The sequence below is a fragment of the Limosilactobacillus walteri genome, assembly GCF_014830205.1.
Lineage (GTDB): Bacteria > Bacillota > Bacilli > Lactobacillales > Lactobacillaceae > Limosilactobacillus > Limosilactobacillus walteri.
On record NZ_QORN01000018.1, the window covers coordinates 30,562 to 56,217 of the forward strand.

At 39.4% G+C, this 25,656-nt stretch carries 21 protein-coding genes and 6 tRNA genes; 2 read left to right on the top strand and 25 right to left on the bottom strand.

Annotated elements, in window-relative coordinates:
- Positions 1-26 precede the first annotated feature (26 nt).
- The 5 genes from DTK66_RS05040 to DTK66_RS05060 form a co-directional block, all read right to left on the bottom strand.
- On the bottom strand, positions 27-1,505 hold the full coding sequence (locus DTK66_RS05040) for a PTS transporter subunit IIC (protein WP_191667955.1): 1,479 nt from the start codon (positions 1,503-1,505) through the stop codon (positions 27-29).
- A 13-nt stretch (positions 1,506-1,518) separates the two neighbouring features.
- The gene (locus DTK66_RS05045) at positions 1,519-2,184 is read right to left on the bottom strand and encodes an HAD family hydrolase (protein WP_225209001.1); all 666 of its coding nucleotides are present in this window, start codon (positions 2,182-2,184) and stop codon (positions 1,519-1,521) included.
- Positions 2,185-2,240: 56 nt separating this feature from the next.
- The gene (locus tag DTK66_RS05050) at positions 2,241-2,876 is read right to left on the bottom strand and encodes a 3-keto-L-gulonate-6-phosphate decarboxylase UlaD (protein ID WP_191667956.1); all 636 of its coding nucleotides are present in this window, start codon (positions 2,874-2,876) and stop codon (positions 2,241-2,243) included.
- A 36-nt stretch (positions 2,877-2,912) separates the two neighbouring features.
- Positions 2,913-3,986, bottom strand: a complete 1,074-nt coding sequence (ulaG, locus tag DTK66_RS05055; protein WP_191667957.1) for an L-ascorbate 6-phosphate lactonase — start codon at positions 3,984-3,986, stop codon at positions 2,913-2,915.
- 98 nt (positions 3,987-4,084) lie between these two features.
- Positions 4,085-5,596, bottom strand: coding sequence for an FGGY-family carbohydrate kinase (locus DTK66_RS05060; RefSeq protein ID WP_191667958.1), 1,512 nt, complete (start codon positions 5,594-5,596; stop codon positions 4,085-4,087).
- A gap of 203 nt (positions 5,597-5,799) precedes the next feature.
- Between DTK66_RS05060 and DTK66_RS05065 the strand changes: the two genes are divergently transcribed.
- Together DTK66_RS05065 and DTK66_RS05070 are read left to right on the top strand one after the other, a co-directional pair.
- Positions 5,800-6,681, top strand: a complete 882-nt coding sequence (locus tag DTK66_RS05065; protein ID WP_191667959.1) for an L-ribulose-5-phosphate 3-epimerase — start codon at positions 5,800-5,802, stop codon at positions 6,679-6,681.
- Between the two features lie 17 nt (positions 6,682-6,698).
- Positions 6,699-7,427: an L-ribulose-5-phosphate 4-epimerase gene (locus DTK66_RS05070; RefSeq protein WP_191667960.1), complete on the top strand. Its 729-nt coding sequence runs from the start codon at positions 6,699-6,701 to the stop codon at positions 7,425-7,427.
- A 105-nt stretch (positions 7,428-7,532) separates the two neighbouring features.
- Here the strand turns inward: DTK66_RS05070 and DTK66_RS05075 are convergent, their stop codons facing one another.
- From DTK66_RS05075 to DTK66_RS05170, 20 genes are all read right to left on the bottom strand, one after another.
- Positions 7,533-8,489 carry a beta-galactosidase small subunit gene (locus DTK66_RS05075; RefSeq protein ID WP_191667961.1) on the bottom strand — a complete coding sequence of 319 codons (957 nt, stop codon included), beginning with the start codon at positions 8,487-8,489 and terminating at the stop codon, positions 7,533-7,535.
- Positions 8,473-10,359 carry a glycoside hydrolase family 2 TIM barrel-domain containing protein gene (locus DTK66_RS05080; protein WP_191667962.1) on the bottom strand — a complete coding sequence of 629 codons (1,887 nt, stop codon included), beginning with the start codon at positions 10,357-10,359 and terminating at the stop codon, positions 8,473-8,475. Before DTK66_RS05080 ends, DTK66_RS05075 begins: the two co-directional genes overlap by 17 nt.
- Positions 10,360-10,512: 153 nt before the next feature.
- A tRNA-Leu gene (locus DTK66_RS05085) sits at positions 10,513-10,598 on the bottom strand.
- Between the two features lie 57 nt (positions 10,599-10,655).
- The gene (locus DTK66_RS05090; protein ID WP_191667963.1) at positions 10,656-11,108 is read right to left on the bottom strand and encodes a SprT family protein; all 453 of its coding nucleotides are present in this window, start codon (positions 11,106-11,108) and stop codon (positions 10,656-10,658) included.
- The gene (locus tag DTK66_RS05095; protein ID WP_191667964.1) at positions 11,101-13,278 is read right to left on the bottom strand and encodes a Tex family protein; all 2,178 of its coding nucleotides are present in this window, start codon (positions 13,276-13,278) and stop codon (positions 11,101-11,103) included. The genes DTK66_RS05090 and DTK66_RS05095 overlap by 8 nt, the downstream gene beginning before the upstream one ends.
- 83 nt (positions 13,279-13,361) lie before the next feature.
- On the bottom strand, positions 13,362-14,189 hold the full coding sequence (gene nadE / locus DTK66_RS05100) for an NAD(+) synthase (RefSeq protein ID WP_191667965.1): 828 nt from the start codon (positions 14,187-14,189) through the stop codon (positions 13,362-13,364).
- A gap of 12 nt (positions 14,190-14,201) precedes the next feature.
- Positions 14,202-15,668 carry a nicotinate phosphoribosyltransferase gene (locus DTK66_RS05105; protein WP_153930056.1) on the bottom strand — a complete coding sequence of 489 codons (1,467 nt, stop codon included), beginning with the start codon at positions 15,666-15,668 and terminating at the stop codon, positions 14,202-14,204.
- A gap of 73 nt (positions 15,669-15,741) precedes the next feature.
- Positions 15,742-16,443: a GntR family transcriptional regulator gene (locus DTK66_RS05110; protein WP_191667966.1), complete on the bottom strand. Its 702-nt coding sequence runs from the start codon at positions 16,441-16,443 to the stop codon at positions 15,742-15,744.
- 141 nt (positions 16,444-16,584) lie between these two features.
- Positions 16,585-17,295, bottom strand: coding sequence for an aspartate/glutamate racemase family protein (locus tag DTK66_RS05115; protein ID WP_153930058.1), 711 nt, complete (start codon positions 17,293-17,295; stop codon positions 16,585-16,587).
- A gap of 35 nt (positions 17,296-17,330) precedes the next feature.
- Positions 17,331-18,980, bottom strand: a complete 1,650-nt coding sequence (locus DTK66_RS05120; protein WP_191667967.1) for an aspartate-alanine antiporter-like transporter — start codon at positions 18,978-18,980, stop codon at positions 17,331-17,333.
- An 84-nt stretch (positions 18,981-19,064) separates the two neighbouring features.
- Entirely contained in the window at positions 19,065-20,465 is a 1,401-nt protein-coding gene (locus tag DTK66_RS05125; RefSeq protein ID WP_191667968.1) for an MFS transporter, read from the bottom strand.
- Positions 20,466-20,597: 132 nt separating this feature from the next.
- A complete protein-coding gene (locus DTK66_RS05130) occupies positions 20,598-21,242 on the bottom strand; it encodes a hypothetical protein (protein ID WP_191667969.1) in 645 nt (214 codons plus the stop codon).
- A gap of 71 nt (positions 21,243-21,313) precedes the next feature.
- Positions 21,314-21,385, bottom strand: a tRNA-Gln gene (locus tag DTK66_RS05135).
- Positions 21,386-21,395: 10 nt separating this feature from the next.
- Positions 21,396-21,478: transfer RNA gene (locus DTK66_RS05140), tRNA-Tyr, on the bottom strand.
- 101 nt (positions 21,479-21,579) lie between these two features.
- Positions 21,580-22,410: a metallophosphoesterase gene (locus tag DTK66_RS05145; protein ID WP_191667970.1), complete on the bottom strand. Its 831-nt coding sequence runs from the start codon at positions 22,408-22,410 to the stop codon at positions 21,580-21,582.
- A 59-nt stretch (positions 22,411-22,469) separates the two neighbouring features.
- On the bottom strand, positions 22,470-23,969 hold the full coding sequence (locus tag DTK66_RS05150; protein ID WP_191667971.1) for a peptide MFS transporter: 1,500 nt from the start codon (positions 23,967-23,969) through the stop codon (positions 22,470-22,472).
- A 212-nt stretch (positions 23,970-24,181) separates the two neighbouring features.
- Positions 24,182-24,877, bottom strand: a complete 696-nt coding sequence (locus DTK66_RS05155) for a lipocalin/fatty acid-binding family protein (RefSeq protein ID WP_191667972.1) — start codon at positions 24,875-24,877, stop codon at positions 24,182-24,184.
- Between the two features lie 249 nt (positions 24,878-25,126).
- Positions 25,127-25,199 (bottom strand) — tRNA-Asn (locus tag DTK66_RS05160).
- Between the two features lie 214 nt (positions 25,200-25,413).
- Positions 25,414-25,486: transfer RNA gene (locus tag DTK66_RS05165), tRNA-Thr, on the bottom strand.
- 54 nt (positions 25,487-25,540) lie between these two features.
- A tRNA-Asn gene (locus tag DTK66_RS05170) sits at positions 25,541-25,613 on the bottom strand.
- Positions 25,614-25,656 lie beyond the last annotated feature (43 nt).

The window sequence follows — 25,656 nt, forward strand, 5'->3', positions numbered from 1 at the left end:
CATAATTCTATATAATTTAACATAATTTATGACTTAATCATTTGTTTTTTTATCTCTGAAGCCATATTACTATTGGATGTAGGAGCAATATTTCGATCTGACATTTTCTTTAAATACATCCAGATTTGTTGGCGTCGTGTCCGTAAGAACACCTGGAATGCTGCATAAACAATGATTGTCAAACCAATCCATAATGGATTACCAGAAATCCAAGCTAAGAAAATCAATCCATTAAGCGGTCGACACATAACATTAAAACTAGCAATTAAAACAGCCCCTGCCGGTAAAGCAACTCCGTATTGTGCAACAGCATGAGTATATATTGGCGCAATATAACTACACATATAAAGCCCAAGACTAAACCAAACAATCGCATTCGCAATTGTTTTTAGAATATTACCATGAGTAACAGCGATAATAGACTCAACCATAAAAGGGATAGATACTAAATCAACAACTGGTAATGTTTTATTTCCTGGAAGAATGAAAGCTAATAGAATTACAATTGGAATTAAAATTGTTCCCGAAATAATTGTAGCTGGTTCACCGTATCCTAGCCCATCATCAACAGCTAAGAACCAACGCTTCTTACTTTTAATATTTTCTTCTTCAGAAAGTCCTTTAGTATCACCTTTACTATAACGTTCGGTAATTTCATCAGTTAAAGGCTTGAAGGCTTGCCCAAAAAGATGTGCCACTAACGGGAAGATAGTCATTACAGCTGCTAATTTAACTCCAAATCCTAAAATTTGTCCCCAAGCATCTAAAGTTCCTAATCTTCTTATATTACCAAGAATACCAATAATAATTCCTAAAACCCCACCAATAAATGTTGGCTCACCTAAAATTCCTAACTTTTCCTTAAGTGCATCAGGAGTAAGATGAACTCTGTCAAAGTGAAGTAAATTCCAGAGCGGATCTAAGATAATTGCAGGAACGACATTTTCCATATTATGAGCTGCACCAACTGTCCCATTATTTATTTTATAATATGAAGAATAACGATCAGCTTGTACTTCTGCTGTTAAAAGAACATAGAGCATCATAAAAATACTAAGCCCTAAAGATAACCAAAAATTTTTAGTTACAAAATAAGCTAATGTTCCCCAAATCATGAATCCCCAGTTCATCCATAGGTTTGTCGCAAAGAATACTTTAGTGTAACCTATCAAAAAAAGAACAATTTCAAGAATTAGGCCAACGATAAAGAACGTAATTCCAACCGTAGAATGAAATGAAACTAAGGCAGAAGTTTGCCAACCAGTATCAACTACCGGAAGATTAATCCCTGTCGTTGATACCATTTGTCGAACGATTTTAGTTACAACTGGAGTAAAGGCATTAATAATCCAGCCAAATCCAGTTAAACCAACTCCTACTAACAATCCACTCATTAAAGCTGTTCGTGCTTTAACTCTTAAACATAGCGCAACAATAAAAATAACAATTGGTACAACAACTGTATCTCCTAATGTCGTAAAAACATTCATAAATGACTGTAACATCTTATTACTCCTCCTAGTCGAAATTCAAAATATCTAGCGGTTCTTTTGCTAAATAAGTTGGATTCTCATTAACTAAACTTTTAACATCAAAGGCTCCCCATTCAGCACCGATTGTTTTTACATTCGCATTCTTACCCATCTGTAAATCGTAACGAGCATCACCAATCATTACACTATCCTGTTTATTGAGGTTATACTTCTCAACCAATAAATTAATACCATCCGGAGCTGGCTTATAGTGCTCGACCATGTCACATCCTATGATTTCCTCGAAATAATTAAGTATTCCAAGTGCTTCTAAATTTCGATTAAGTGGTGCTACTGCTTTACTCGAAACCACGAATAATCTTTTTTTGCTTTTGTATAGAGAAGTTAGCAAATCACCAATACCGGGATATAAACTAGTATTATTAAACTCAATAACTTTATAAATAGTCCTAAATTCAGTACAAATCTTTTCTATTTCTTCTTCTGCTAATTTCTTATTAGTCATCTGTGGCACTGATATTTCGGCTGGAATTCCCATAAGGTCTAAAATTCTTTCTCTAGCTGGAGGGACAAGTCCAAAAGCAAGGAATGCTTTTTGGGTTGCTATTACCGATACATTCCCCGTATCCGCAAGGGTTTTGTCAAAATCAAAAAAGTAATTTTTTAGCATACTTAGCACCTTTTTGCTCATAATTTTAAAATAAAAGGAGTTGTTCAAAAACAGCTCCTTTTATAAATTTCAATTTACTATTTCCAAATACGATTTATCTCATTCTTAAATTCAAGAGCTGCTGCATTAGGATCATCCGCACCGTGAATTGCCCGACCAGCAATAAATGTATATACGTCAACACCCTTAAATAACTTAAGGATTTCGGGTTTAACTCCACCAGTAACTGATACTTTAAATCCCATATCAATTAATTTTTTAACTTCATTAAGATCTTTTTCTCCCCAAGTTTGACCTGCAAATTTAGCATCACGGCTTTGGTGATAAACTACCTGATCAATTCCAGCATCAAGCCATTGTTTAGCAAGTTCTTCCGTCCAATTCCCATATAATTCAACTTGAACTTCAATCTGTTCTTGAGCTGATTTCATCGTTGGAATCGTTGCGGCATTAATACAAGTCATCCAGTCTGCTCCTGCTTTTCTGCACTCTGCCCCAACTGAACCACCAGCATCTGCAGTTTTTGTATCTGCAAGAACAATTTTATCAGGAGCAATTGCTCTTAATGAACGTACTGCCTTTAGCCCTTCTTCATAGATTAAGATAGTTCCCGCCTCAACTACATCAACCACATCACTTACCTGACTAGCAACCTTTAATGCAGATGGTAAATCTTTTGTATCAAGCGCTACCTGTAACATTGGCTTTGTCATAACTTTAACTCCTCCTCTTAGAGTTTTATTATCAGACTACAATAATTCTGGGAATGGTAAATCAGGCTTTTGAGTAAATGCATCATGGAATCCACGGTCATACATATACTCAAAATCGTCTTTATTTTGTGGGAAACTAAAGCCACCACCTACTTGAAGAATATATGGTTTAAAGTCATAGTGAAGACGGTTTTTCTTAAGTTCCCAAAGCTTAATAAGATCTTTTGGATCGGCAAAAAAGTTAGACCAGATATCCCAATGCATTGGAATAACAACTTTTGTTCTTAAATCTTCTGACATTCGAAGCACTTGAGAATCATCAAGCTTATCAGTAATGCCGCGAGGATTTTCACCATAAGCACAAAGAGCAACATCAATCTTGTTTTCATTACCATGCTTAGTAAATGTATTAGACATATGAGAATCACCAGCATCGTAGAGATTCCCACCTGAAGTTTCAAATAAGTAATTAACAGCAACTTCACTCATCTTGCGTGGCATTTTACCTTCTAATTTAACAGTAGGATCATCTTCAGTAACTAATTCAGTCCGATCGAATGATTCAAGAGCCTTAATAGTTACAGCACCAACTTTAACTTTATCGCCTGGCTTTACAACGACTGTCTTTTCCTTTGGAATTCCCCATTCAATCCATTCATCAACCACACCTTGTGGTCCAACAAATTTAGCGTTAGGGCAATTCTTATTAACACATGCTGCAGTATAAATGTCTAAGTGATCATGGTGCGTATGAGTAACACATAACGCATCAACATCTTTAAATGCAAATGGATCAATTACATATGGACGATTTCGAAGATTTGGTTGTTGAGCTTCAACACCTGCCATCCGCATCATTTGGTGACCTTTACGCATTTTACCATCACCATGCGTATGCTTACCTGTTCCATTCCATACATCAACAAGGATGTTAGTACCTTCATGAGTTTTTAACCAAAATCCCATGCAACCTGTCCACCATAAGCGAAAACTATTAGCTGGAACTTTGTAATCAGCAATTTCTTCATTAAGATAAGTACCCCATTCTGGGAAATTATTTAGCGCATAATTTTCTAGTGTTACATCATTAATATTTTTTGGTGCTGTCATAATTAGATTCCTCCTAAATGAATTCTTTACATTTTTATTATCTGCAACTTTTTAACATAAAACAATCACATTTTATGTTAATTTAACATATTTTTATGTTAAAAAGTAGTTGTTTTTTTCGTTTCCTTAAAAAATCCTGCCTTAGTACCTTTTAAAACATCATACAATTGTGCCTTACGATTATTAAATTCTCTTTGATAACTTATATTATTTGCGTTAGGAGTATAGACCTGAGATTCGCCATGAACAAGATTATCTCGAGCCTCTTGAAATGTTGAATAAACTCCTTGGTTTACTAAAACAGAAATTAATGCCCCAATCGACGTCGATTCTGTAACCGGTGATTTATGTAAGGTAAGGTTGTAAGCATCAGCTTGCATTTGGTTCATAACTTTACTATTGGTTAATCCTCCTCCAATAATTACAGAGGATACTGGGCCATATGCTCGTAAAATATTAATTCCATCGTTAATTTCAACAAATAAGCTTGTCATCAATGAATAGAGCATATCTGGTTTGGTAGTAGACAATCCAATATTAGTAAAAGCTGTTCGAATCCTTGTATCATTAGTTCCAACTGATTTTCCTTTGGGATAAGGAATTGCAGTTACATTAATATTCTTACCATAACAACTCTTAATATCCTTATTAATTTGGTCATAATTTCCATTAATATCACCATAGAAATTATCAATAAACCAGTTTAGAACCGATGAGCAAGCTAACAGATCAATCTCAAGAATATACTTACCAGGTACAGAAGATACATTATAAATTAAATGATCACTCAATATTTCAGGTAATTCATCAATATTTTTAATAATATATCCACCTGTACCAGTATTAATTGAAACGGAATCATTATTCAGTAATCCTTCACCCATTGCAGCACACTGTTGATCACCACCTGCTGAAATTAATGGTGTTCCTTCTACCAATCCAGTCTGTTCTGCAAATTCTTTAGTAATCGTCCCTGCTATTTCACCAGGAGCTACTAATTTGGGTAATTTTTCACGATCAATTTCTAAAATCTTAAGTAAATCATCATCCCAATCTAATGTCTTAATATTCATAATGTTGGTACGACTACCATATGTCGTATCCATCGAATATTGTCCTGTCATCGCATAAATTAAATATGACGAAATATTTAACATTTTTTCGGAATTCTCATAAATTTGTGGCCGTTCATGTTTTAACCAACTAATCTTTGAGCCGAGATAAACCGCATTTAGCGGACTGCCTGATTTTTTGATAAAGAAATCATTATAGGCTTCATACTCACTAACTAACCGATTGACTCGTGTATCTTGCCACATAATAGTACTATGAGTTGGCTTACCATTCTTAACAGGAATCAACGATGAACGTTGCGCTGTCATTGAAAGAGCACATATTTCAATATCGTTTTCTCTGGCAAAGTTTGATGCATTTTTGCAGATTTTTTCACAATATTCGTAGAAAGTGTTAGCATCCTGCTCAACACCACCATCCTTATGATAAGTAGGGTGATACTTAAGTTGTAATTTATTTAAGCGGTTTCCTTCCTGGTCAAATAGTATTCCTCGCATACTAGAAGTTCCAATATCAATAATAAGGTACGACTTCATATTGTAGTTACCTCCTTTTGTTTACAATTTAACTATATAACCTGGGTAAGCGCTTTCCAACATCGTTTTATGTTAATTTATGGTTTTATATGTTATTTAGGACTTTTATTCACACTTATATGTTAATATCAAATGTGAAGGTTGCTAAACAAACATATAGTTAAGGTGAATTAACTATTATTTAAACGAGGAGGTATATCAAAATGACAATTAATCCTGTTGGTATATATGAAAAAGCACTTCCAAGTAGTTTAACCTGGGAAGATAAATTCAACCTTGTACACCAACTTGGTTTTAACTTTCTTGAATTTTCTATTGATGAAAGTGATGAACGGCTTGCCCGCCTTGACTGGTCAGAGGAAAAGAGAGCCAACTTTCGGAAAATAATGTGGAACACTCATAGTCGAATAAATACATTAATGCTTTCAGGACACCGTCGTTTCCCACTTGGTGCTTATGACAAAGATACACGTATTAAATCACTTGAAATAATGAAAAAAGCAATTGACTTAGCTGCAGATTTAGGAATTCGTAATATTCAATTAGCTGGCTATGACGTTTACTATGATCATAAATCAGTTGAGTCTCGCGAATTATTTGTTGAAAACCTTAAAAAATGTGTTCAAATGGCCGCGGATAAATTAGTTATGCTATCCATTGAAACAATGGACGATCCATTTATTAACTCCTTAAGTAAAATTGCACATTATAAAAAAATAATTCGAAGTCCTTGGCTTCAAGGCTATCCTGACCTTGGCAATATTAGTGCTTGGCCAGAGAATAATGTAGCTGAAGACCTCGAAAATAATATAGAAGATGTTGTTGCTGTTCACTTAAAAGACACCAAAGCTGTAACTCCATCATTTAAGGGACAATTTAAGAATGTTCCATTTGGAAAAGGATGTGTTGACTTCGAGGGATGCCTTAGAACACTAGTTAGACTTGGTTATTCTGGTAGTTACACTATTGAAATGTGGTCCGGTAACAATAAAAATTCTATTTCTGAAATAAAGTCCGCAAAGGCCTTCTTTGATAATTTATTTAACAAGGTTGGTATCCAACAAGCAGATGTTAATGAATGGTAAAGAAAGGATTTTTTAATATGTTAGAGCAATTAAAACAAGAAGTTTATGATGCAAATATGAAGCTCCCTAAGTTAAACTTAGTCACATTTACATGGGGAAATGTTTCTGGTATTGACAGACAAAAGGGGCTTTTCGTGATTAAGCCATCTGGAGTTCCCTACGAAAATTTAAAGCCAGAAGACATGGTAGTAGTTAATCTAAACGGTGAAGTAGTAGAAGGAGAATTAAATCCATCTAGCGATACACCTACACATACTTACCTTTATAACCATTTCCCTAAAATTGGTGGGATTGTTCATACTCACTCACCATGGGCCGTTTCATTTGCCGCAGCACGGTTAGATATTCCAGCAATGAATACAACTCATGCAGATACCTTTTACACGGATGTTCCAGCAGCCGATGCATTAACTAAAGAAGAAATTGAAGAAGACTACGAAGGTAATACAGGAAAGGTAATTGTTCGTTCCTTTAACGAGCGTAACCTAGACTATGAAGCAACTCCTGCTGCCTTGGTAATGCAACACGGCCCATTTACCTGGGGACCTACTCCAGATAAAGCAGTATATAATGCTAAAGTTCTTGAAGTCGTTGCAGAAGAGGACTATCACGCACTACAACTAACACACCAAGATTTACATTTACCACAATATTTACTTGATAAACACTATTACAGAAAGCATGGTGCAAATGCATATTACGGCCAAAATAATGCTCATTCTAAAGATCATGCTAGTCATGCTTAATACTTAATACTTAAAACCCCCATAGTTGGAATTCTTTGTCCAACTATGGGGGTTTACTTCATATGAAAGGTATATTTATTTATATTAAAAATTTTTCAACTATCGTTATGGATTAATTATAAACGAAAATTCGACATCCCGGTCAGCTGGAATATGGTACTGCGGTTCAACATCTGCACCCCAGCTATCAATTCCTCCAACGCCACGGACAGCACCAGCGATAACTAAAACAGTTCGCCGTGCTAATGGTAATTCTTCAATATGGGTAGCATTTTCCAATTCCTCAGCGGTATATGGTAAGCAGCTAAAGGCAAATGGCTGCTCAGCTTGGCTGATTTTTAAGCTAAACGGTTCTGTATCATGGTCAGCATTGTTAAGAGTCGTCTTCCGCGTAATCCGCAATGCCCGGGTATTCATATGCATCCCGTTTTCTTGCGGAACTAAGTACTTCGTAACCGGTAGCCCATCAACATGGAAAGTTCCTTCACTCGCACCAGCCATGCGATCCGGGTAAGTTTCTCCCGCCAGCCCATCATAGTCAAAACCTTCAGCAGTGGTCGGCATAATAAACCGCATTCCCACAACAGGAAGTTCAGGCAGGCCTTGATGACCGTAATAATGCATTGTTATTTTAACCTGTCCATCTGGTGTTACAGTATACTCAACAGTAACATTAGTTGCAGGCACGGTTAACGTTTCATAAGTAAACTTAATTGTAACGTTTTGGGCCGTCATTGAATCACTAAATTCATTAGTTATTGGTGCAATCGGCAATTCCGTAAATTTTTGCCCATCAACTGTTAGCTGAATTTGGCTACATTTGTGGAAAACATCCGCACCTAGCCATTGAGCCGCACGAATGTTGAAGCCGTTCCCGCGGTCATTGTCAGTAGTGGCCCGCCAAAAAGTTGGCATTGGTTCGCGATAGAGCCATTCTTTGCCATTTATTTTCATTGACTCAAGGCCACCACGTTCATAGCTAAAAATATAGTGAAAATCATCGCCGCTTAAGCCCAGTGTTCCATCGCCATAAATAACATTTAATTTATTTGTGTAAGCCATAATAGTACCTTACCTCCTGCATTGCCGGCTTGGGTGTCCGGTCCGCAAACATTAAGCCATCGCCTGAAAACTCATAATCTGAATGGCGGTCATCAAAGTCGCCACCATACCGCATTACTTCTTGACCACTAACTGGATCTTTAACAAGTAATGCCTGATCGATAAAGTCCCAAATAAATCCACCGAAATATTGGGGGTATTTATCAAGAAGGGCGATATATGATCCCATTCCTCCATCAGAGTTCCCCATATCATGCATATATTCACATTCCATAAATGGTTTGTCTGGATTATTCTTTAAGTATTCTTCAACTTCCTTTGGCGGCAGATACATCCAGCTTTCCACATCCGAAATTTGGTCACGATACTCCGGCGTATGGCAAACACCTTCATAGTGAACAAGCCGACTATCATCATGTTCCTTGTAAAACTCATTCATTTTTACAAGATTATCGCCGGCATATGATTCATTACCGAGGGACCAGAATAAAATCGATGGGTGATTTTTAAACGTCTCATAGTTTGTTCGTGCCCGATCAACTACCACTTCACGCCATTGCGGAACTGAACCGGGAACATTGTACGATGGCTCAATCGCTCCCATCTTTTGCCAGGTAGCATGGGACTCAAGGTTATTCTCGGCCATCATATAGATGCCATTATCATCACACATATAATACCAAGGAATCTGGTCGGGATAGTGACACGTCCGAACAGCATTAATGTTATTTTCCTTGAAGGTAGCGATGTCGCTGGTCATGTCTTCCATGGTAATTGCGCGGCCACGCTTAGCATCCCATTCATGACGGTTGACACCATTGATAATTAACCGCTCACCATTTAAGAGAACGACATGGTCTTTGTTAATCTCAATTCGCCGAAAACCAAACCGATAAGGAACTAATTCGCTTAAGTCACCATTCTTATCACGAACTTCAACTAATAATTGGTAAAGGTAAGGATGATGGTTATCCCACAAATTAACATTTTCCAAGTACTGGTCACGAACCTCAACCGTGGCGCTAACAGGATGGGTTTCATTAACAAGGGTATTACCATCGACATCAATTACCCGCACATTAACTGTCCCTTCTTTTTCCCCTTGAAGTTGCAGGTCAACATTAAAAATGCCATCTTGATAATTATCGGTAACAGTCGGCTTAATATTCATATCTTCAACATGAATACTAGGTTGGGCGAGTAAATTAACGCTCCGAAAAATACCAGAAAAACGGAACATATCCTGATCTTCAATCCACGAAGCAGTACTATGCTTAAAGACTTCAACTGCCATCACATTATCCTCATCTTGAATGTATGGGGTGAGGTCAAATTCAGACGGGGTAAAACTATCTTCCGCATAACCAATAAAGTGCCCGTTTAGCCACAAGTACATTGCCCGTTCAACCCCTTCAAATCGAACCCGAATTTGCTTCCCCCGCAAAGACGGCGCAAGATCAAAGTGCTTAATATAGGAGCCAACCGTATTATCCGCTCCATTGCTGAACGATCCTTCTTGACCATCATCAGGGCTAAGCGCATAGGCTGGCCGCCGATAAATCTTCCCTTCCCATGGAATTAGGGTGTTAATATAGTTATTTTGCGCGTAATCATTTAACTCAATTTCACTTGGCACTTCAATTGTGTCAAAACTACTGCTATCATAATCGGTCGCATAAAAGCCAGCTACCCGTTCTTGCGGATTTTTTGCAAAATGAAACTGCCACTTACCATCAAGGCTTTGGACAAACCGGCTATTACGGTGCTGCCACTCATCGTAATCACCATAGTAATAGTGGTCGCTGTGCGCTGGCAGTTGATTAACACGGAAAGTTTCCGGGTCATCAAGCCATTTGATATCTGCATCCATTAGTAAATCCCTCCTCGTTACTACTTACAACAACTAAAGTATAGCGCTTTCATAAATGTAATAGCAAGAGTGATAGATAAAGTTTTACTAAATTTTAGTAACGAATTTTAAAACAAAAAAAGCTTGAGTCGTTAAACTCAAGCTTTTTAATAGTGCGGCCGAGAGGACTTGAACCTCCACGGTCATAATCGACCATAAGATCCTTAATCTTACGCGTCTGCCAGTTCCGCCACGGCCGCATATCAACCAACGAATATTATTATAGCAAGATACCTATTCGTTGGCAACTACTTTTTTTAATTTTTTAAAATAAAATGATGACCGCAACGACGGCAAACATATCGGTTAGTATTAAAACGCCGTTGTCGTGCTATTTCGACACCACAGCCAGTACACTGATAACGCCACTTTCTTTTTGCATTAACACGCCTTTTACTTGTTGCTGGCGCATATCTTGAACCGCCAACCTGCGCCAGTAACTGTTTGAAATCCTTGCTCCGATGATGATAATCCCTCCCTAGTAAGTGGAGATGGTAATGGCATAACTCATGAAGGACCACGCTCCGTAAGTTTACTAAGTCAAATTCGGTATACATCAACGGGTTAATATCAATATGATGGTCATTTAGATGGTAACGGCCACCCGTTGTTGTTAAGCGCCGATTAAAAAATACCCTGTGCGTAAAAGGACGCCCAAAGTATTCTTGTGACCACTGCTCGGTTAATTGTTGCAACCTTTCGTTATTCATTTGCCACCGCTGCCGGCTCAATCATCGTTAACTGAATTCGTTGACGTTGCAAATCAACATCGTCAATCCACACATCAACAATATCACCAACCGCAACAATCGCACGGGGATCACGAATAAATTGCTTACTCATTTTTGAAACATGAACCAAGCCATCATGTTTAACACCGATATCAACAAATGCGCCAAAATCAACAACATTTCGAACCGTTCCTTGTAATTTCATCCCCGGCTTAAGATCTTCAATTGTCATCACATCATGGCGAAGCAATGGTGCGGGCATTGAATCTCGCAGATCGCGTCCTGGCTTTTGCAGGGAAGCAATAATATCCTTAACTGTTTCCGCCCCAACCTGGTCGTTAGTAAACTGGCTAATGTCAATTGCTTTTAACTTCTTTTCAGCTGCTGGTGTTCCCAAATCAGCAAGGTTAATTCCCGCAGATTCGATAATTTGACGGGCAACTTCATAACTCTCGGGATGGACATCGGTATTATCAAGCGGATTTTCGCCACCAATAATCCGTAGAAAACCAACCGATTGCTGGTATGCCTTAGGTCCTAAGCGCGGAACCTTTTTCAGCTGGGTCCGATTAGTGTAGCGGCCATTTTCATCCCGGTAAGTCACAATGTTCTTAGCAATCGTCTTATTAAGCCCTGAAATTCGGGTCAATAACTGGTAGCTTGCCGTATTTAAGTTAACACCGACCCGGTTAACCGCGCGTTCGACAATTGTCTCTAGTTCACCGCTAAGCTCCTTCTTCGGCAAATCATGTTGGTATTGTCCGACACCAACAGCTTGCGGGTCAATCTTCACTAATTCTGCTAGCGGGTCCTGCAAACGGCGACCAATACTAATCGCACTCCGTTGTTCAACATGCAAGTCTGGAAACTCATCACGGGCTTCCTTGCTGGCAGAATAAACCGAGGCCCCTGCTTCATTCACGATTACATAATAGATTGGCCGTTTAACCTTTTTTAGCGCCTCCGCAACGAATTGTTCCGATTCACGACTAGCTGTTCCGTTGCCGATTGCAATCATCTCAACATTGTACTTCTCAAGCAGTTCAATAAATTCGCTTTCTGCCGTTGCCCGTTGTTTTTCCGGCGCGGGTTTATGGGGATAAATAACAGCTTTGGTTAAGAATTTACCATTTTCATCAAGCACCGCTAGCTTACACCCTGTCCGATAGGCCGGGTCAAAGCCCAAAACGACTTTTCCTTTAATCGGAGCCTGCATCAAAAGGTGGTAAAGGTTTTCACCAAATACTTTAATTGCTTGCTCGTCAGCACTTTCCGTTAATTGCCGACGAAGTTCCCGTTCGATTGCTGGACCTAAGAAACGTTTATATGCATCCTTATATGCCTCTTCAATAAAGGCTGTCGCTTCATTTTGCTTGCTTGTCTTAATCAATCGAAAATGAAGGTAATTCATTACCGGCATATCATCGACTGTTATCTTTACGTTAATTACGCTTTCCTTTTCACCCCGGTTAAAGGCTAAGATCTGGTACGAATTTAGTTTCTGAAGCGAGCTGGTAAACTCATAATATTGCTTATAAGTACCTAATTCATCTTTTTCTTCACCATCTCGTTTAAGTGCCGTTGCCAACTGACCATGTTGGGCAGTATAGTTACGAAGCCAGCTACGGACAGTTGCCATTTCGCTAATTGCCTCGGCAAGAATCTCGTGGGCCCCCGTCAATGCACTATCGACATCTGGAACATCATCATTGATAAATTCCTGAGCCTTTTCAGTTAAATTATCATCTGGATATGATAACAACCAGTTTGCCAAGGGGGCAAGGCCATGTTCTCTTGCCTGTTGTGCCTTTGTCTGCCGTTTTTGTTTGTATGGGAGGTAAAGGTCCTCGACCGCTTGTAGCTCTGTTGCCGCGTTAATCTGTTTTTCCAGAGCTGGTGTCAGTTTACCCAGCTCTTTTATTTTATTAATAACTGTTGCTTGTCGTTCACGAAGCGTGGTCACCCGATGATATTCATCACGAATTGACTGTAATTGAACTTCATCAAGCGTTCCTGTCATTTCTTTCCGATAACGGGCAATAAACGGAATCGTATTCCCCTCATCCATCAAACCGAGGGCCGCTTTAATTTGCTGCGGGCGAATATCAGGTAATTGTTTGCTAACAAGTTGAAGTGTTTCCTCTTCCATTGTTTCCTCCAAAATAATTGATTTTAAAAATAAGGTGGAGGCTAAGAAATTATCATCCTCAGCCTCACAATCATTACTAACTACTACTTCCACCATGTATCGAGGGGCGCAATCGGCAAGTGGCGCTTATGCTGTGTTCGGGTATACCATCCCTCAATCTTATCCGCTGCTGTTGACGAAACATCACGCCCTTCAAGATAATCGTCAATCTCTTCATAGCGCACTCCCAATGCTTCCTCATCCGGTCGCATTGGCTTATCTTCTTCGAGGTCAGCAGTAGGAGTCTTATCGTAAAGCTTAGCCGGTGCCCCAAGGAGTTTTAATAATTGTTTTCCCTGTCTCTTATCTAAACCGGCTAGTGGTGTAATATCGGCACCACCATCACCAAATTTGGTATAAAAACCGGTAACTGCTTCCGCCGCATGGTCGGTACCAACCACTGCTCCGCCAAATTGCCCCGCAATCGCATACTGGACAATCATCCGTTCACGTGCCTTAATATTTCCCTTATTAAAATCACTAATCTGTGATCCTGCAACTGTTAGGGAATCAACCATTGCATCAGTAGCAGGCTTAATATTAACCCGCATTACCCGATCAGGTTTAATGAAGTCGTTAATTGCCGCCATTGCATCTGATTCGTCTGCCTGTTCGCCATAGGGAAGGCGGACCGCAATAAATTTATAAGCATCATCATTAGTTTCTTTACGCAGCTGTTCAATTGTCAACTGGGCCAGCCGCCCAGCTAAGGTTGAATCTTGACCACCAGAAATCCCCAACACCAGAACCTTCATCCCTGTTTTTTGTAAAAAGTCATGCATAAACTTAACCCGTCTTTGCACTTCTTCTTGGGGATCAATGCGGGGCTTAACTTGCAATGTCTTAATTATTTCTTCTTGATACTTTCGCACTGGTAACTACCTCTATTTGTTTAATGACTTAACATATTCATGAACTTTGTGAATTAACGCAAGCTTGTTGTCATAGCACTTTTGTGATAAGTCAACTGGATATACTTCAGGATTGAGATCCCGCTTATATTCGTCCCACAAAGCGTTTAGACTATCAAACCGATGCTGCCGGCTTTCTTCAAGGGTGGGTTCATCGTAAACAAACTCACCATCGCGCCAAATTGGCTTGAGCATTGGGCGGGCAGTAAAGTCATCAACGTCTTTTTGCTGAAGCGGGAAGTTCGGATTGAACATATTAAGTGATTTTTCTTGACGTGGATCCTCATCAACTAAGGTAATATAATCACCTTCACTCTTAAGGTCAGCGCGGTCGTTAATCCGCCAAACCTGTTTCTTGCCAGGGGTTGACATTTTAGCAACATTGTTTGAAATCTTGATCGTATCAACCATATCTCCGTGAGCATCCTCCATCGCTACCAGCTTATAAACTGCTCCTAACGTTGGTTGATCGTAAGCCGTGATTAACTTTGTACCGATGCCCCACGTATCAATTTTGGCCCCCTGCATTTGCAGATTTTGAATCGTCTTTTCGTCTAGACCGTTGGAGGCAATGATTTGCGCATCTGGGAAACCTGCATCATCAAGCATCTTGCGAACTTTCTTTGAAAGGTACGCCATATCACCACTATCAATCCGAACACCCACAAAATTAATTTTATCGCCAAATTCTTTAGCAACCTTAATTGCGTTCGGAACCCCGCTCTTTAAGGTATCAAATGTATCAACAAGGAAAACGCAATTGTGGTGAGTTTCAGCATAGGCCTTAAACGCATCATAATCATTCATGTAAACCTGAACGAGCGCGTGGGCATGGGTTCCAGAAATCGGAATGCCAAACAATTTACCCGCACGAACATTGCTTGTTGCATCAAAGCCACCGATATATGCTGCTCGAGTTCCCCACAAGGCAGCATCAAACTCTTGCGCCCGTCGTGAGCCAAACTCCATTACTGTCTGGTTACCGACAATTGACTTAATTCTGGAGGCTTTTGTTGCTACCATAATTTGGTAATTAAGAATATTTAAGATAGCTGTTTCAATCAATTGTCCTTCAATAATCGGTGCATCGACCTGGAAGATCGGTTCATGGTTAAAGACCAAGTCTCCTTCTTCAAAACTATTGATGGAGCCCGTAAACTTAAAATCACGTAAGTATTCCAAAAAGTCTGCATCAAATTGACCCGTAGACTTAAGGTATTCAATATCACTATCAGTAAAATGCAACTGCTTTACATACCGAATGATGTGATCTAACCCGGCAAATACAGCATACCCATTTTGAAATGGCATTTTGCGAAAGAAAGCTTCAAATACCGCACGACGGTTTCCTAATCCCTTTTTCCAATATGTCTGCATCATACTCAATTCATACGCATCAGTATGAAGGGTAAAGCTATCATCCGGATAATCAAATTTCATTAGTATAATTCCTCTCAATTAAGTAATATAGTTAGTCGTATTGTAACACGGATTTATCTTAATATTTTAAAGTTTACTTTTCAAAAACGAATTCAAACCGTGAACCAACATATTGGGTGTGGACATATTCAAATGGCCGACCATCTTGTAGGTAAGATAACTGGGTCATCCGTAATAGAGCGTCTCCCCGCTTAATCTGTAAGTAATTGGCAATCTTTTCCGTAGCCTTAGTAGCAGAAATATGTTGTGTTGCATGACCGGGGTATAGGTTAGCCTTTTCTTCCAGCGTCCGATAAAAAGAAGTAGTTACTTCTTCTTTACTAAATTTTTGAACAAGGATCGCGGGAACCGTAGCAATTTCATAGCAAATCGGCACCTCATTTCCATAGCGAACCCGCTCCATCCGTAAAACTTGTTCACCAGGAGCTAATTTTAATTTTTCTACTTCCGTTTGTGATGGAATAGTTAGATGGTAAGAAATAGTTTTACTGGCAGCTTTTTTACCCGTTGCCTGCATTAGCTCCGTGAAGCTCGTTACTCCTGACATTTTTTCCTGAACCTTACGATTAGCGACAAAGGTTCCCGAGCCAACCCGGCGTTCGAGAATTCCCTCATCGACTAGGGCTTGAATTGCTTGACGCAGAGTCATTCGACTAACACTAAATTCATTAGCTAGTTCACGTTCAGCAGGAATCTTCTCACCAACTTTCCACTTGCCATCTTCAATATTTTTTCGCAATTGATTATGAATTTGAATATAGACAGGTGAACTCATTTATTCTCTCCTCCTTACGCCACTGTTTATTAAACGTTGCGCACCATTATATTTTACACCATTCTACTCATCTAGACCAATTTTTGAAAACTAATAAAAAACGTGATCCACCACAAGGATTTGCAGTGCATCACGTTTTTATTAATTTTGCCGCAATTTTAATGCCCGTTCAAGCGAGCGGTCAACAATAATTGATTGAGAATCAGCAACAGGATACTTAGTCTCTGGATCCATTTCTTCAGCAAATGATAATTCAGTACAACCAAGAATTACAACATCACACCCTTGTTCTTCAACCATCTTGCGGACAAGTTCATGATATTTTTTACCATCAGAATGTCCGGCTTCTTTAATATCATGGTAGATCAAGTCCTCGGTCATTTCCTCAATCTCTGGCGTCGGTTTAACCTCTTCATAACCAGCACCAGTAATGTAGGGGTCATATAAATTGGCAGCCAGGGTTCCCTTTGTTGCCAAAAGGCCAACTCGTTTAGCTTCCGGCTTAATATTTTTAATCTCGTTAACTGTCTCTTGCAACATATTTAAGATTGGAATCTCTGTTGCTGCTTGAAGCTTATCAAAAGAATAGTGTGCCGTATTACAAATTAGCACAAAAAATGCAGGATTTAATAAGCTTTGTTGTTTAATATCTTCGATTAGCGCTTCATTAGGATCAGGCTGACGATGGTCTAAAATCCACGCTGTCCGATCTGGAACAGTCGCGTGATTAACAACTAAATAGTTCAAATAATCCTGATCACGGTGAATCGGTGTCCTCTTATCTAATAGACGTACATAACTCTCCGTTGCCAACGTACCCATTCCACCTAAAATTGTAAAAAACTGTTGCATTTTTAATTTTGCACGCCCTTTCTTAGCGATTATTCTTATGATAACAGTGCCACAAAAATTGGTCCTAAAAGTGTAATTCCAATATTCCCCACTACAAAGGCCGGCGTGAAAGCCGCAGCATAATAAGCTCCCCCTTCTGGGCCCGCCTTTTGAGAAATCTCGCTCATTGCCGCCGCAATCGTCCCTGAACCAGTCAGTGCCCCGATTAATGCTAGGGGTTCCATTTTTAGGACATAACGGCCAAATAATAAGGTTAATAAATGGGGCATGATTGAAATAAGCACCCCGATGACCAGCACCCCAATCCCTAATGATTTGATAGCACTAGTAAAAGCTTGTGCTGACTGTAGACCAACCGTCCCAACAAAGATTGTTAAACCAAAACTTTGTAGGAACCCCGTTACAGTCTCTGGAATTGACTTGCGGTCACGATGCCGTTCAATCCATGAACTTAAAATCAACCCCATAATCAATGCGGCCGTTCCGTTACCAAGCTGTAATGGAATACTGTTTAATTTTATCCCGATAATCCCTAAAAGGGAAGCACAACCAATTCCCAATGAAAACAAGGAATAATTCATTGCAGAATCTGCTGCTTTCCACCGGCCGATTTTTTTTAAGACTGCCTTTGTCCGTGATGTATTCCCCGTTAATGAAATTACGTCTCCTGGGCGTAGTTGGTTTATCAGTTGTTGATTTCCGCTGATCGGGTCCTGAATATTAATAAAGACCCCGTGTTGCCGCAAAATTGCTAATTCACTTGGCTTAAATTGTTTGCCTAATACAAATTCCCGTTCACGAGGGGCATTGGTCGGCGTCAAGACTTCTGTTAGCCCTGGAATACGCATCAAACGATCAAAATGAACTGCATAACCAATCACAGTTAATAGATCGCCAGTTTGCAAACGATACTCTAGGTGGTCGGTCATCTTCCCATCATGAAACGCTGCTAGTGCAATAATGCGGTAATTCGATCGCCGATTAAATTCTTCTAAATTTTTGCCAACAAGCGATGAATCACTAGCAAGACGATATGTCCGGCGCCAAGTCGGGTTAGGATTTTTGGCATGAAAATGATAATGTTCAGCCATTTGCGGTCCCCGTTCTGCAATCGAGATGCCTAAAATCTTAGGAGCAATATCTCTCAAAAAGATAATTACCCCTAGCGTACCGAATACATATGTCAGGGCATATGCAACTGGCAACTGTGCTTCGTAAGTTGCTTTAACACTCTGACTCACCGGCAAAGAGCCAATCGTTTGTAAGGAACTAGCAACTGTGGCAGACTGCGTTAGCGCCCCAGAGATAACCCCCGCAGCAATTCCCGGGCCAATTTTGAAAGCCGCAAACAGACTCCAACCAACAAAAAAGGCAATCAACATCCAGAAAATGCTGGCAATTAAAATCCGCACGCCAAAGAGCTTTAGACTAACCAGCAACTGGGGGCCAATCCGGTAGCCAACTGAGAACATAAATGCTCCGAAAAAGATTGTCCCAAGCATTTCATTCCGTGGGAACGCCCCGACTTGTCCCACAATAAGGGTAACGATTAACGTCCCAACGGTTGCTCCAATATTAAATTTTCCCGCAATCTTATAATTACCAATTAAAAAGCCGAGTGCCAGGCAAATAAAGAGCGTGAAAACTTGATTGTTCACCATAAAGTGAACGATAGAATGTATCATCTTTTTTAGTCGCTTTCTTTAAAATCATGAAAATAGCATTAATCATGCCACATTATTACATTCTTGCTTCCCTAATTCAACCACCTATTTTGAAATAATTGCGTGCGTCTTTTGGAGACGGTAGTTAGTAATCATTGCAAGTAAAGTAACGATTGCCAGGATACCCAGCAAAATAAAGTCAAAGCGGCCACCAGCATAAGTCCGTTCAGCTAATGAACCCGTGTTACCAGCTTGGAATAACGCAATTGCAGAAGCCAACAAACTAGTCCCTAATGACCCGGCAAACTGCTGAACCATGTTAAAAATTGAATTGACGTCTGGGGCATTTTGCGGTTGAACCAGCATCGAAGCATTGGAAATCGTGTTAGAAAAAGCAAAATTAAAACCAATCCGTAACACAATAAAGAAAATCATAATAAGTATAGGCGTAAGATGCTGCTGAAAAACACTAAAACTAACCGTCCCAATTACAAGCAAGCATCCCCCAGTAACTACTGGTACCACAAATCCCAAGCGATCAGCTAAATTCCCCGCAATTGGCGAAATAAATGCCCCAATCAGCGAGCCAGGCAATAAAACTAACCCGGCAACAATAGCTGAAGAATGTAACACATATTGAAGGTAGATTGGGATAACTAACGAAATTCCAATATTTATAAATTGTAAATTAAAATAAGTTACCGTTGATAACCGGAGCGGCACAACTTTAAAAACAAGCAAGTCAAATAACGAGGATTTACCATGATTATTAACATAAATAAAAATGCCAAAGAAAATAATTGCAATTAATAGTAATAGCCAAAATTGGCAGCTAAATCCATGTTTTCCAACTGTTGATACCGCGCTAATCGTGCTAATCAAGGCAAGGGCAAGGGTAACTAAACTGGCATAGCTAAATGCCTTACTATTTCCCAAAGGCTGATTACGAATAAATAATTGCCCACAAACAAGACTAATTAAGACCACTGGTAGAAGAATCCAGAAAATCATCCGCCAAGACATCATTTCCGAAACAATTCCACCATATGTTGGTCCTAACGCCGGAGCAAATGAAATCACCATTGCTGCAAGCCCAGTCATCATCCCAATTCGTTCACGCGGAATCTCAGTAAAAATTAAATGAAACATAATCGGCGTTGCTAACCCAGTTGCTATTGCTTGAATTAACCGTCCTGTTAATAGGAGAGGGAAATTTCCCGTCAAAGCACACATTAAGTCACCAATGATAAAAAAAGTTACTGCAAATAAGTGTAACCATCGGGCAGCATATTGGCGCAAGAGGTAGGCGGTTGTCCCCATCGTAATCGTAACCATTAATAAGTAACCAGTCGTAATCCACTGAATGACGTCTAACGATACGCCAAATTGTGCTGATAACTCAGGATAAGTTACGTTCATTGATGTTTCGTTAAGCACGCCAATAAATGTTAATAAAGCTACTGAGCCGATTGCAAAATAAATTTTTGAAAAGCTTTTCTCTTTCATTGCAATAATAGGTCCTCCTTCTTAGACAAAATAAAAGAGCTATAGTGACCAACTCCACCACAGCTCCATAAAATGATTTTATTCAAATATCGGTTTAATTTTACCAAGCAGAATAAACAAAAGTCAATGTCATTATTGAAGACTCAAATTTTTTAGCCATTGCTGCGTCCCTTCATCTAAGGACTGGTCGATTTCAAACGGGAATGGCTGCAGTAAGGCACGCACCTTTTCCCAGTCAATCACTTGGTGGGGAAAGATAGATGCAACCATCATCGAAAGCATTTGCGATTTCTGTTGTTGACCTATTTGCGGCTGGTTAATCAGGGTTATCGCCACGGCCTTCTTTGCTAATAATTGAATAACTAGTTCTGCTAGTGCAAGTTGCGAAATAGTAGCGGTAATTCGTAATTGCTGCCGAAGCGGTACCGCTGGTAATTCTTTCTGCAAGAAATGTTGCAAGGCATCCCAATTCGCTAATACTTGTGAATAGAATTGCCAAGGAACGCGGGCATTTAACCGTGTTAACAATGGTGGGATAATTTGTTGTAAATTACCACCAGCTACTGGCAATTGCTCACAAATCTCAATTAGCATCCGTTGAATTGTTTCTCGATGACGTGGGTCAAGCCGCTTTTTTAATGTTAGGGCATAACGAACAACCAGAAAATCCGTTAATTGATCCCTGTCAATTGTTCTTACTTCCCCATGTTTTTTCACCTTAAAATTATTTAATTGTTTTATTCGCGATGATTTAGCAAAGTGTCCCTGTTTTGGCATTAAACCTCAGTCCTTAAAAATAAAATGTAACAAAAAAACTGTGACACATACATGTCACAGTTTTAAGACAGTTGGGCTAGCTGGATTCGAACCAGCGCATGACGGTACCAAAAACCGTTGCCTTACCGCTTGGCTATAGCCCAATAATAAAAGTGGAGGAGGGTGGATTCGAACCGCCGAACCCGAAGGAACGGTTTTACAGACCGTCGCGTTTAACCAGACTTCGCTACTCCTCCAAGAAGTTGCTTGATTAAATATTTCGTATCAATCAACGTTTATTATAATACCTAATTTCCATCTTCATTGCAAGTCTTTTTTTCTATTTTTTTGAAAAAAGTTATACTGATTTAATACACAAACGGTTAATCCATTGATCTAATAGGGTTTCGCCGTGCCACATCTGCCGTCCTTTTCGCTGCACGCCTACTGCACTATTAAGATAATCCACCCCATTAATGGTAATTAACGCTGGTGCATAATGTAAATGACCATAAAACACCTGCCGGACCATTGGAAATTCGGCTAACAAATCACCTAAGTTTTGGCTCCCCATCATTGCCATTGTCATTTCCCACATTCGTTGCCGTCGCCCTTCAACTGCGACTCCCTGAGGAAGGGTCGTCGCTGCCGGGGCAAAATGAGTCATAAATATAACCCTTTTACCACTTATCTGCGCATCAAGCAACTGTTGGCGTACTTGTTTTAAAACTAGTGCCATCCGCTCTTGGTCACTCATTGGCTGAGGAATATTACGGTCAATCCAGTATGCTTTTTTCCACCTTGCAACTTCATCCGGTGATGCTTCGTATTGCGAAAAAGAATAATCATACCAACCATTATTACCAATAATGCGCCAATTTGTTTCCGGAAGGTCAATAAACTGATTATGCAAGTAACAGGAATCACGCATTCCTTCAAGCTGGTCATAAGTAATATTTTTCAACATGTCATGGTTGCCAGCTAAATAATACACTTGCGTAACAGAGAGCTGCTGTTGAAGCTGCTTGAAATATTCCTGAGTTTTAGCAAAGTCGTTAAACATATCACCTAAGAAAAAATAGTAGTTAATTTTCTCAGTAGTTAAATAATGTGCTTGCTGGGTAATAACATCTACTACATTTGCATGATTTAAATCTAAGTGTAAATCGCTACTTATCGCAATCTTCATTTAATGCCTCATTTCATCAAAAAAAGAGACTGAGTCAATCCCAGCCTCTCTTTTTAAATTTACTCTACCCCATCCATTAAAGCATGAATCTTCTTAACAAACAAGCAAAGAATCAATCCGAAGACGATACTTACAGCCCCGATAATTAAGAAGTAAGGAACTTCGGTAGCAGAAGAGTAGTATTTAACAACTTGTGCGTTAACCGCTTGTCCAGCAGCATCAGCCAAGAACCACATACTCATCATTTGTGATTTAAAGGCTCTTGGTGCTAATTTTGTTGTGACAGATAACCCAATTGGTGAAATCAACATTTCAGCAATTTCAACGATAAACCATGAACCAACTAGCCAGAATGGGCTAACCCGTCCAGCAGTAGTACCATGAATCATTGCTGGTAATGCCATCCATACGTACGATAGTCCAGCAATTACTAACCCAGCAGCAAATTTACCAGGTGCACTTGGCTGCTTCTTCCAGTGATCCCAAAGCGTTACGAAGAATGGCGTTAAGATCATAATAAATAATGGATTAAGTGTCTGGAAGTTAGCGGCTGCAAAATGCCAGCCACCAATGTGCAATACTGTTCGTTGTTCAGCGAACAAGGCTAACACAACAGAACCAGACTCTTCAATTGCCCAGAAAATTGCCGCCGCGATGAATAGCGGAATATATGCAACAACGCGGGACTTTTCTTCTTTTGTAACCTTCTTGGAATTTAGCATCATTACAAAGTAGTAAATTGGTAGTGCAATCGCAACGATTGTAATTAATGTAATGATGTTGGTAATGTTTAATTGCCCCATTGCAGCTAATAAGCCGAGGATGACAACTAATGCAACTACCCCCACTGTTGTCCAAATAATAACTGGACGAAGACTTTCTTTGTCGATTGGGTCATCCGCATATAAACTATCTTTGGAAAGGTACTTCCGTCCATCAACAACATATTGAACTAAACCGAAGAACATTCCGATAGCGGCTAGTGAGAACCCTGCGTGGAAGTTCATCTCACCATGGAAGAGGTTCAACCCAAAGCCGTTAGCAGCCCACGGAACAGCCCATGGCGCAACCGCGGCCCCTAAGTTAATACCAAAGACAAACATACTAAAACCGGAGTCTCGCCGACGATCTTCTGGACTATATAATCCCCCGACCATTTCAGAAACGTTTGGCTTCAATAAACCAGTACCAATAACAATTAAAGCAATTGATACATAAAGGGCGGACACACCGAATGGTAATGATAATGCAATATGTCCAAACATAATTAGGACACCACCGATAAAGACCGTTCGCCGCGATCCCCAAACACGGTCTGATAACCATCCACCGACAACACTAGCCAAATAAACTAATGAACCATAGATAGACATAATTGATGCTGCGGTAGCTTGGTCCATTCCCAAACCACCCTTGGTAACAGCATAATACATATAGAATAAAAGGATAGCCCGCATTCCGTAGTAACTAAACCGTTCCCACATTTCAGTGAAGAACAGGGTGGACAGTCCACGGGGTTGCCCAAAGAAGGAGGTATCCAAATCTTTCTGTTTACTCATACAATTCCTCCAAATAATTTCACTTTTCAATTAACAATCCGTTAATTGGATACTCATTCCAAACATTAAAAAACTTTAACAATAAAATTCAGAATAGTACCATTATAAACGTGTTTCAAAAAACCGTCAATTGAAAAATAAGTTTTTGATGAGAAGTAAAGCGGATGTACGAGCTATTATCCTTTATTTAATTAACTTTGACCTATTAGAAATTAATTTGAAGAAGTATCATTATCAATTACAGGACGAGGGTATACCTTCCCATTTCGAACGATTGCATATTCAGTTCCATTATCATCGACAAAAGCCCATCCCTCATCAGGCTCAGATAAGTCGGTCGTAGCCTTTAATGAGTCGATCTTCTTACTATCCTTATGATGATCCTTTGCCCACTTCTTAAGGGCTGCTCGTGCATGTGACGATGATTCTTTTGATTCTGCATTTTTTGATGAATTACTGTTCTTAGAATGCTGTTCATTTAAGAATTCATCAATATTAAAATCTCCATGGACACGGCGGAATGACTGGTTAGGCCATTCATCATTGCCAACTAAACTTAAATTATCCTCATTTAATCGGGCATCGATTGGCGTATCATAATTACTATCATTTAAGTTAATGATGTAATTATTTTTCTCCTTTTTCCATGTCAATTGATCGTGAATATCTGCTTTGGTTGGATTTGCCATCACATAAGTTCCCGTTCCATCTGAATTTAACGTTATAGCTGCGCCATCAGCATCATCACGGTAGGAACCTACAATTTGTGCCTCCTCTTTCTTTACTGACGATGCTTGCGAACTACTACTTTTACTACTACTTGTATTAGAATTATTGCTACATCCACTGGAACATATACCTATAGCGAGAATGCTCGTTGCTAATAAAATTGCCTTACTAAATTGCATCGCTAAGCCTCCATTCTCCTAAGCCATATACTAACTAACTACAGTTTCAGTATATTATTATTTTATAATTTCTACAATTTTTTTGATAAAATTATCGTTTATTTTAGGCTAATAACAGAGTAATTACACTATAGACTAATCAAATATAACTTAGGATCTTAAAACTCTTATAGTAATAATTAAGCGGATCACTTATTGACTTAAGCAAACAAAAAAAGACTGGCGAAATACCAGTCTTTTTTCCTAGAACTCCGGCAGTCAGACTCGAACTGACGACAACCTGATTAACAGTCAGGTGCTCTACCAACTGAGCTATGCCGGAATAACTTATCAACATATGATATTATAGCATGCCAACATGTTATTGCAAATACCTATTTTATATTTTTTGCATTTATTATTCGTATTATCCACTCAACCGATATAATTCATGTACTTATAAGAGCATTGGAATTAATTAAATAAAAACAAGTCTCGGTATATCTTTATAAAAAGCCGATACGCCAAGACTTGCTAAATTCTATAAGACTTAATAATGCCAACTAGAGGAATCGAACCTCCGACCTTCTCTTTACGAGGGAGATGCTCTACCGACTGAGCTAAGTTGGCATAAAATAAAAGATGTTAACTAACCGAAAGGAAGGTAGTCAACATCTTTAGCAACTCCGGCAGTCAGACTCGAACTGACGACAACCTGATTAACAGTCAGGTGCTCTACCAACTGAGCTATGCCGGAATAACGCGTGGCAACGTCCTATCCCTGCCTATTATACACATCT

Excerpts from the sequence above, each read along its gene's own strand:
- DTK66_RS05150 (WP_191667971.1), bottom strand. The coding sequence starts at position 23,969 with ATGAGTAAACAGAAAGATTTGGATACCTCCTTCTTTGGGCAACCCCGT.
- DTK66_RS05065 (WP_191667959.1), top strand. The coding sequence starts at position 5,800 with ATGACAATTAATCCTGTTGGTATATATGAAAAAGCACTTCCAAGTAGT.
- DTK66_RS05090 (WP_191667963.1), bottom strand. The coding sequence starts at position 11,108 with ATGAATAACGAAAGGTTGCAACAATTAACCGAGCAGTGGTCACAAGAA.
- DTK66_RS05040 (WP_191667955.1), bottom strand. The coding sequence starts at position 1,505 with ATGTTACAGTCATTTATGAATGTTTTTACGACATTAGGAGATACAGTT.
- ulaG (WP_191667957.1), bottom strand. The coding sequence starts at position 3,986 with ATGACAGCACCAAAAAATATTAATGATGTAACACTAGAAAATTATGCG.
- DTK66_RS05120 (WP_191667967.1), bottom strand. The coding sequence starts at position 18,980 with ATGATACATTCTATCGTTCACTTTATGGTGAACAATCAAGTTTTCACG.
- DTK66_RS05095 (WP_191667964.1), bottom strand. The coding sequence starts at position 13,278 with ATGGAAGAGGAAACACTTCAACTTGTTAGCAAACAATTACCTGATATT.
- DTK66_RS05070 (WP_191667960.1), top strand. The coding sequence starts at position 6,699 with ATGTTAGAGCAATTAAAACAAGAAGTTTATGATGCAAATATGAAGCTC.
- DTK66_RS05130 (WP_191667969.1), bottom strand. The coding sequence starts at position 21,242 with ATGCCAAAACAGGGACACTTTGCTAAATCATCGCGAATAAAACAATTA.
- DTK66_RS05050 (WP_191667956.1), bottom strand. The coding sequence starts at position 2,876 with ATGACAAAGCCAATGTTACAGGTAGCGCTTGATACAAAAGATTTACCA.
- DTK66_RS05125 (WP_191667968.1), bottom strand. The coding sequence starts at position 20,465 with ATGAAAGAGAAAAGCTTTTCAAAAATTTATTTTGCAATCGGCTCAGTA.
- DTK66_RS05060 (WP_191667958.1), bottom strand. The coding sequence starts at position 5,596 with ATGAAGTCGTACCTTATTATTGATATTGGAACTTCTAGTATGCGAGGA.
- DTK66_RS05155 (WP_191667972.1), bottom strand. The coding sequence starts at position 24,877 with ATGCAATTTAGTAAGGCAATTTTATTAGCAACGAGCATTCTCGCTATA.
- DTK66_RS05115 (WP_153930058.1), bottom strand. The coding sequence starts at position 17,295 with ATGCAACAGTTTTTTACAATTTTAGGTGGAATGGGTACGTTGGCAACG.
- DTK66_RS05145 (WP_191667970.1), bottom strand. The coding sequence starts at position 22,410 with ATGAAGATTGCGATAAGTAGCGATTTACACTTAGATTTAAATCATGCA.
- DTK66_RS05105 (WP_153930056.1), bottom strand. The coding sequence starts at position 15,668 with ATGAAATTTGATTATCCGGATGATAGCTTTACCCTTCATACTGATGCG.
- DTK66_RS05080 (WP_191667962.1), bottom strand. The coding sequence starts at position 10,359 with ATGGATGCAGATATCAAATGGCTTGATGACCCGGAAACTTTCCGTGTT.
- DTK66_RS05110 (WP_191667966.1), bottom strand. The coding sequence starts at position 16,443 with ATGAGTTCACCTGTCTATATTCAAATTCATAATCAATTGCGAAAAAAT.
- DTK66_RS05045 (WP_225209001.1), bottom strand. The coding sequence starts at position 2,184 with ATGAGCAAAAAGGTGCTAAGTATGCTAAAAAATTACTTTTTTGATTTT.
- DTK66_RS05075 (WP_191667961.1), bottom strand. The coding sequence starts at position 8,489 with ATGGCTTACACAAATAAATTAAATGTTATTTATGGCGATGGAACACTG.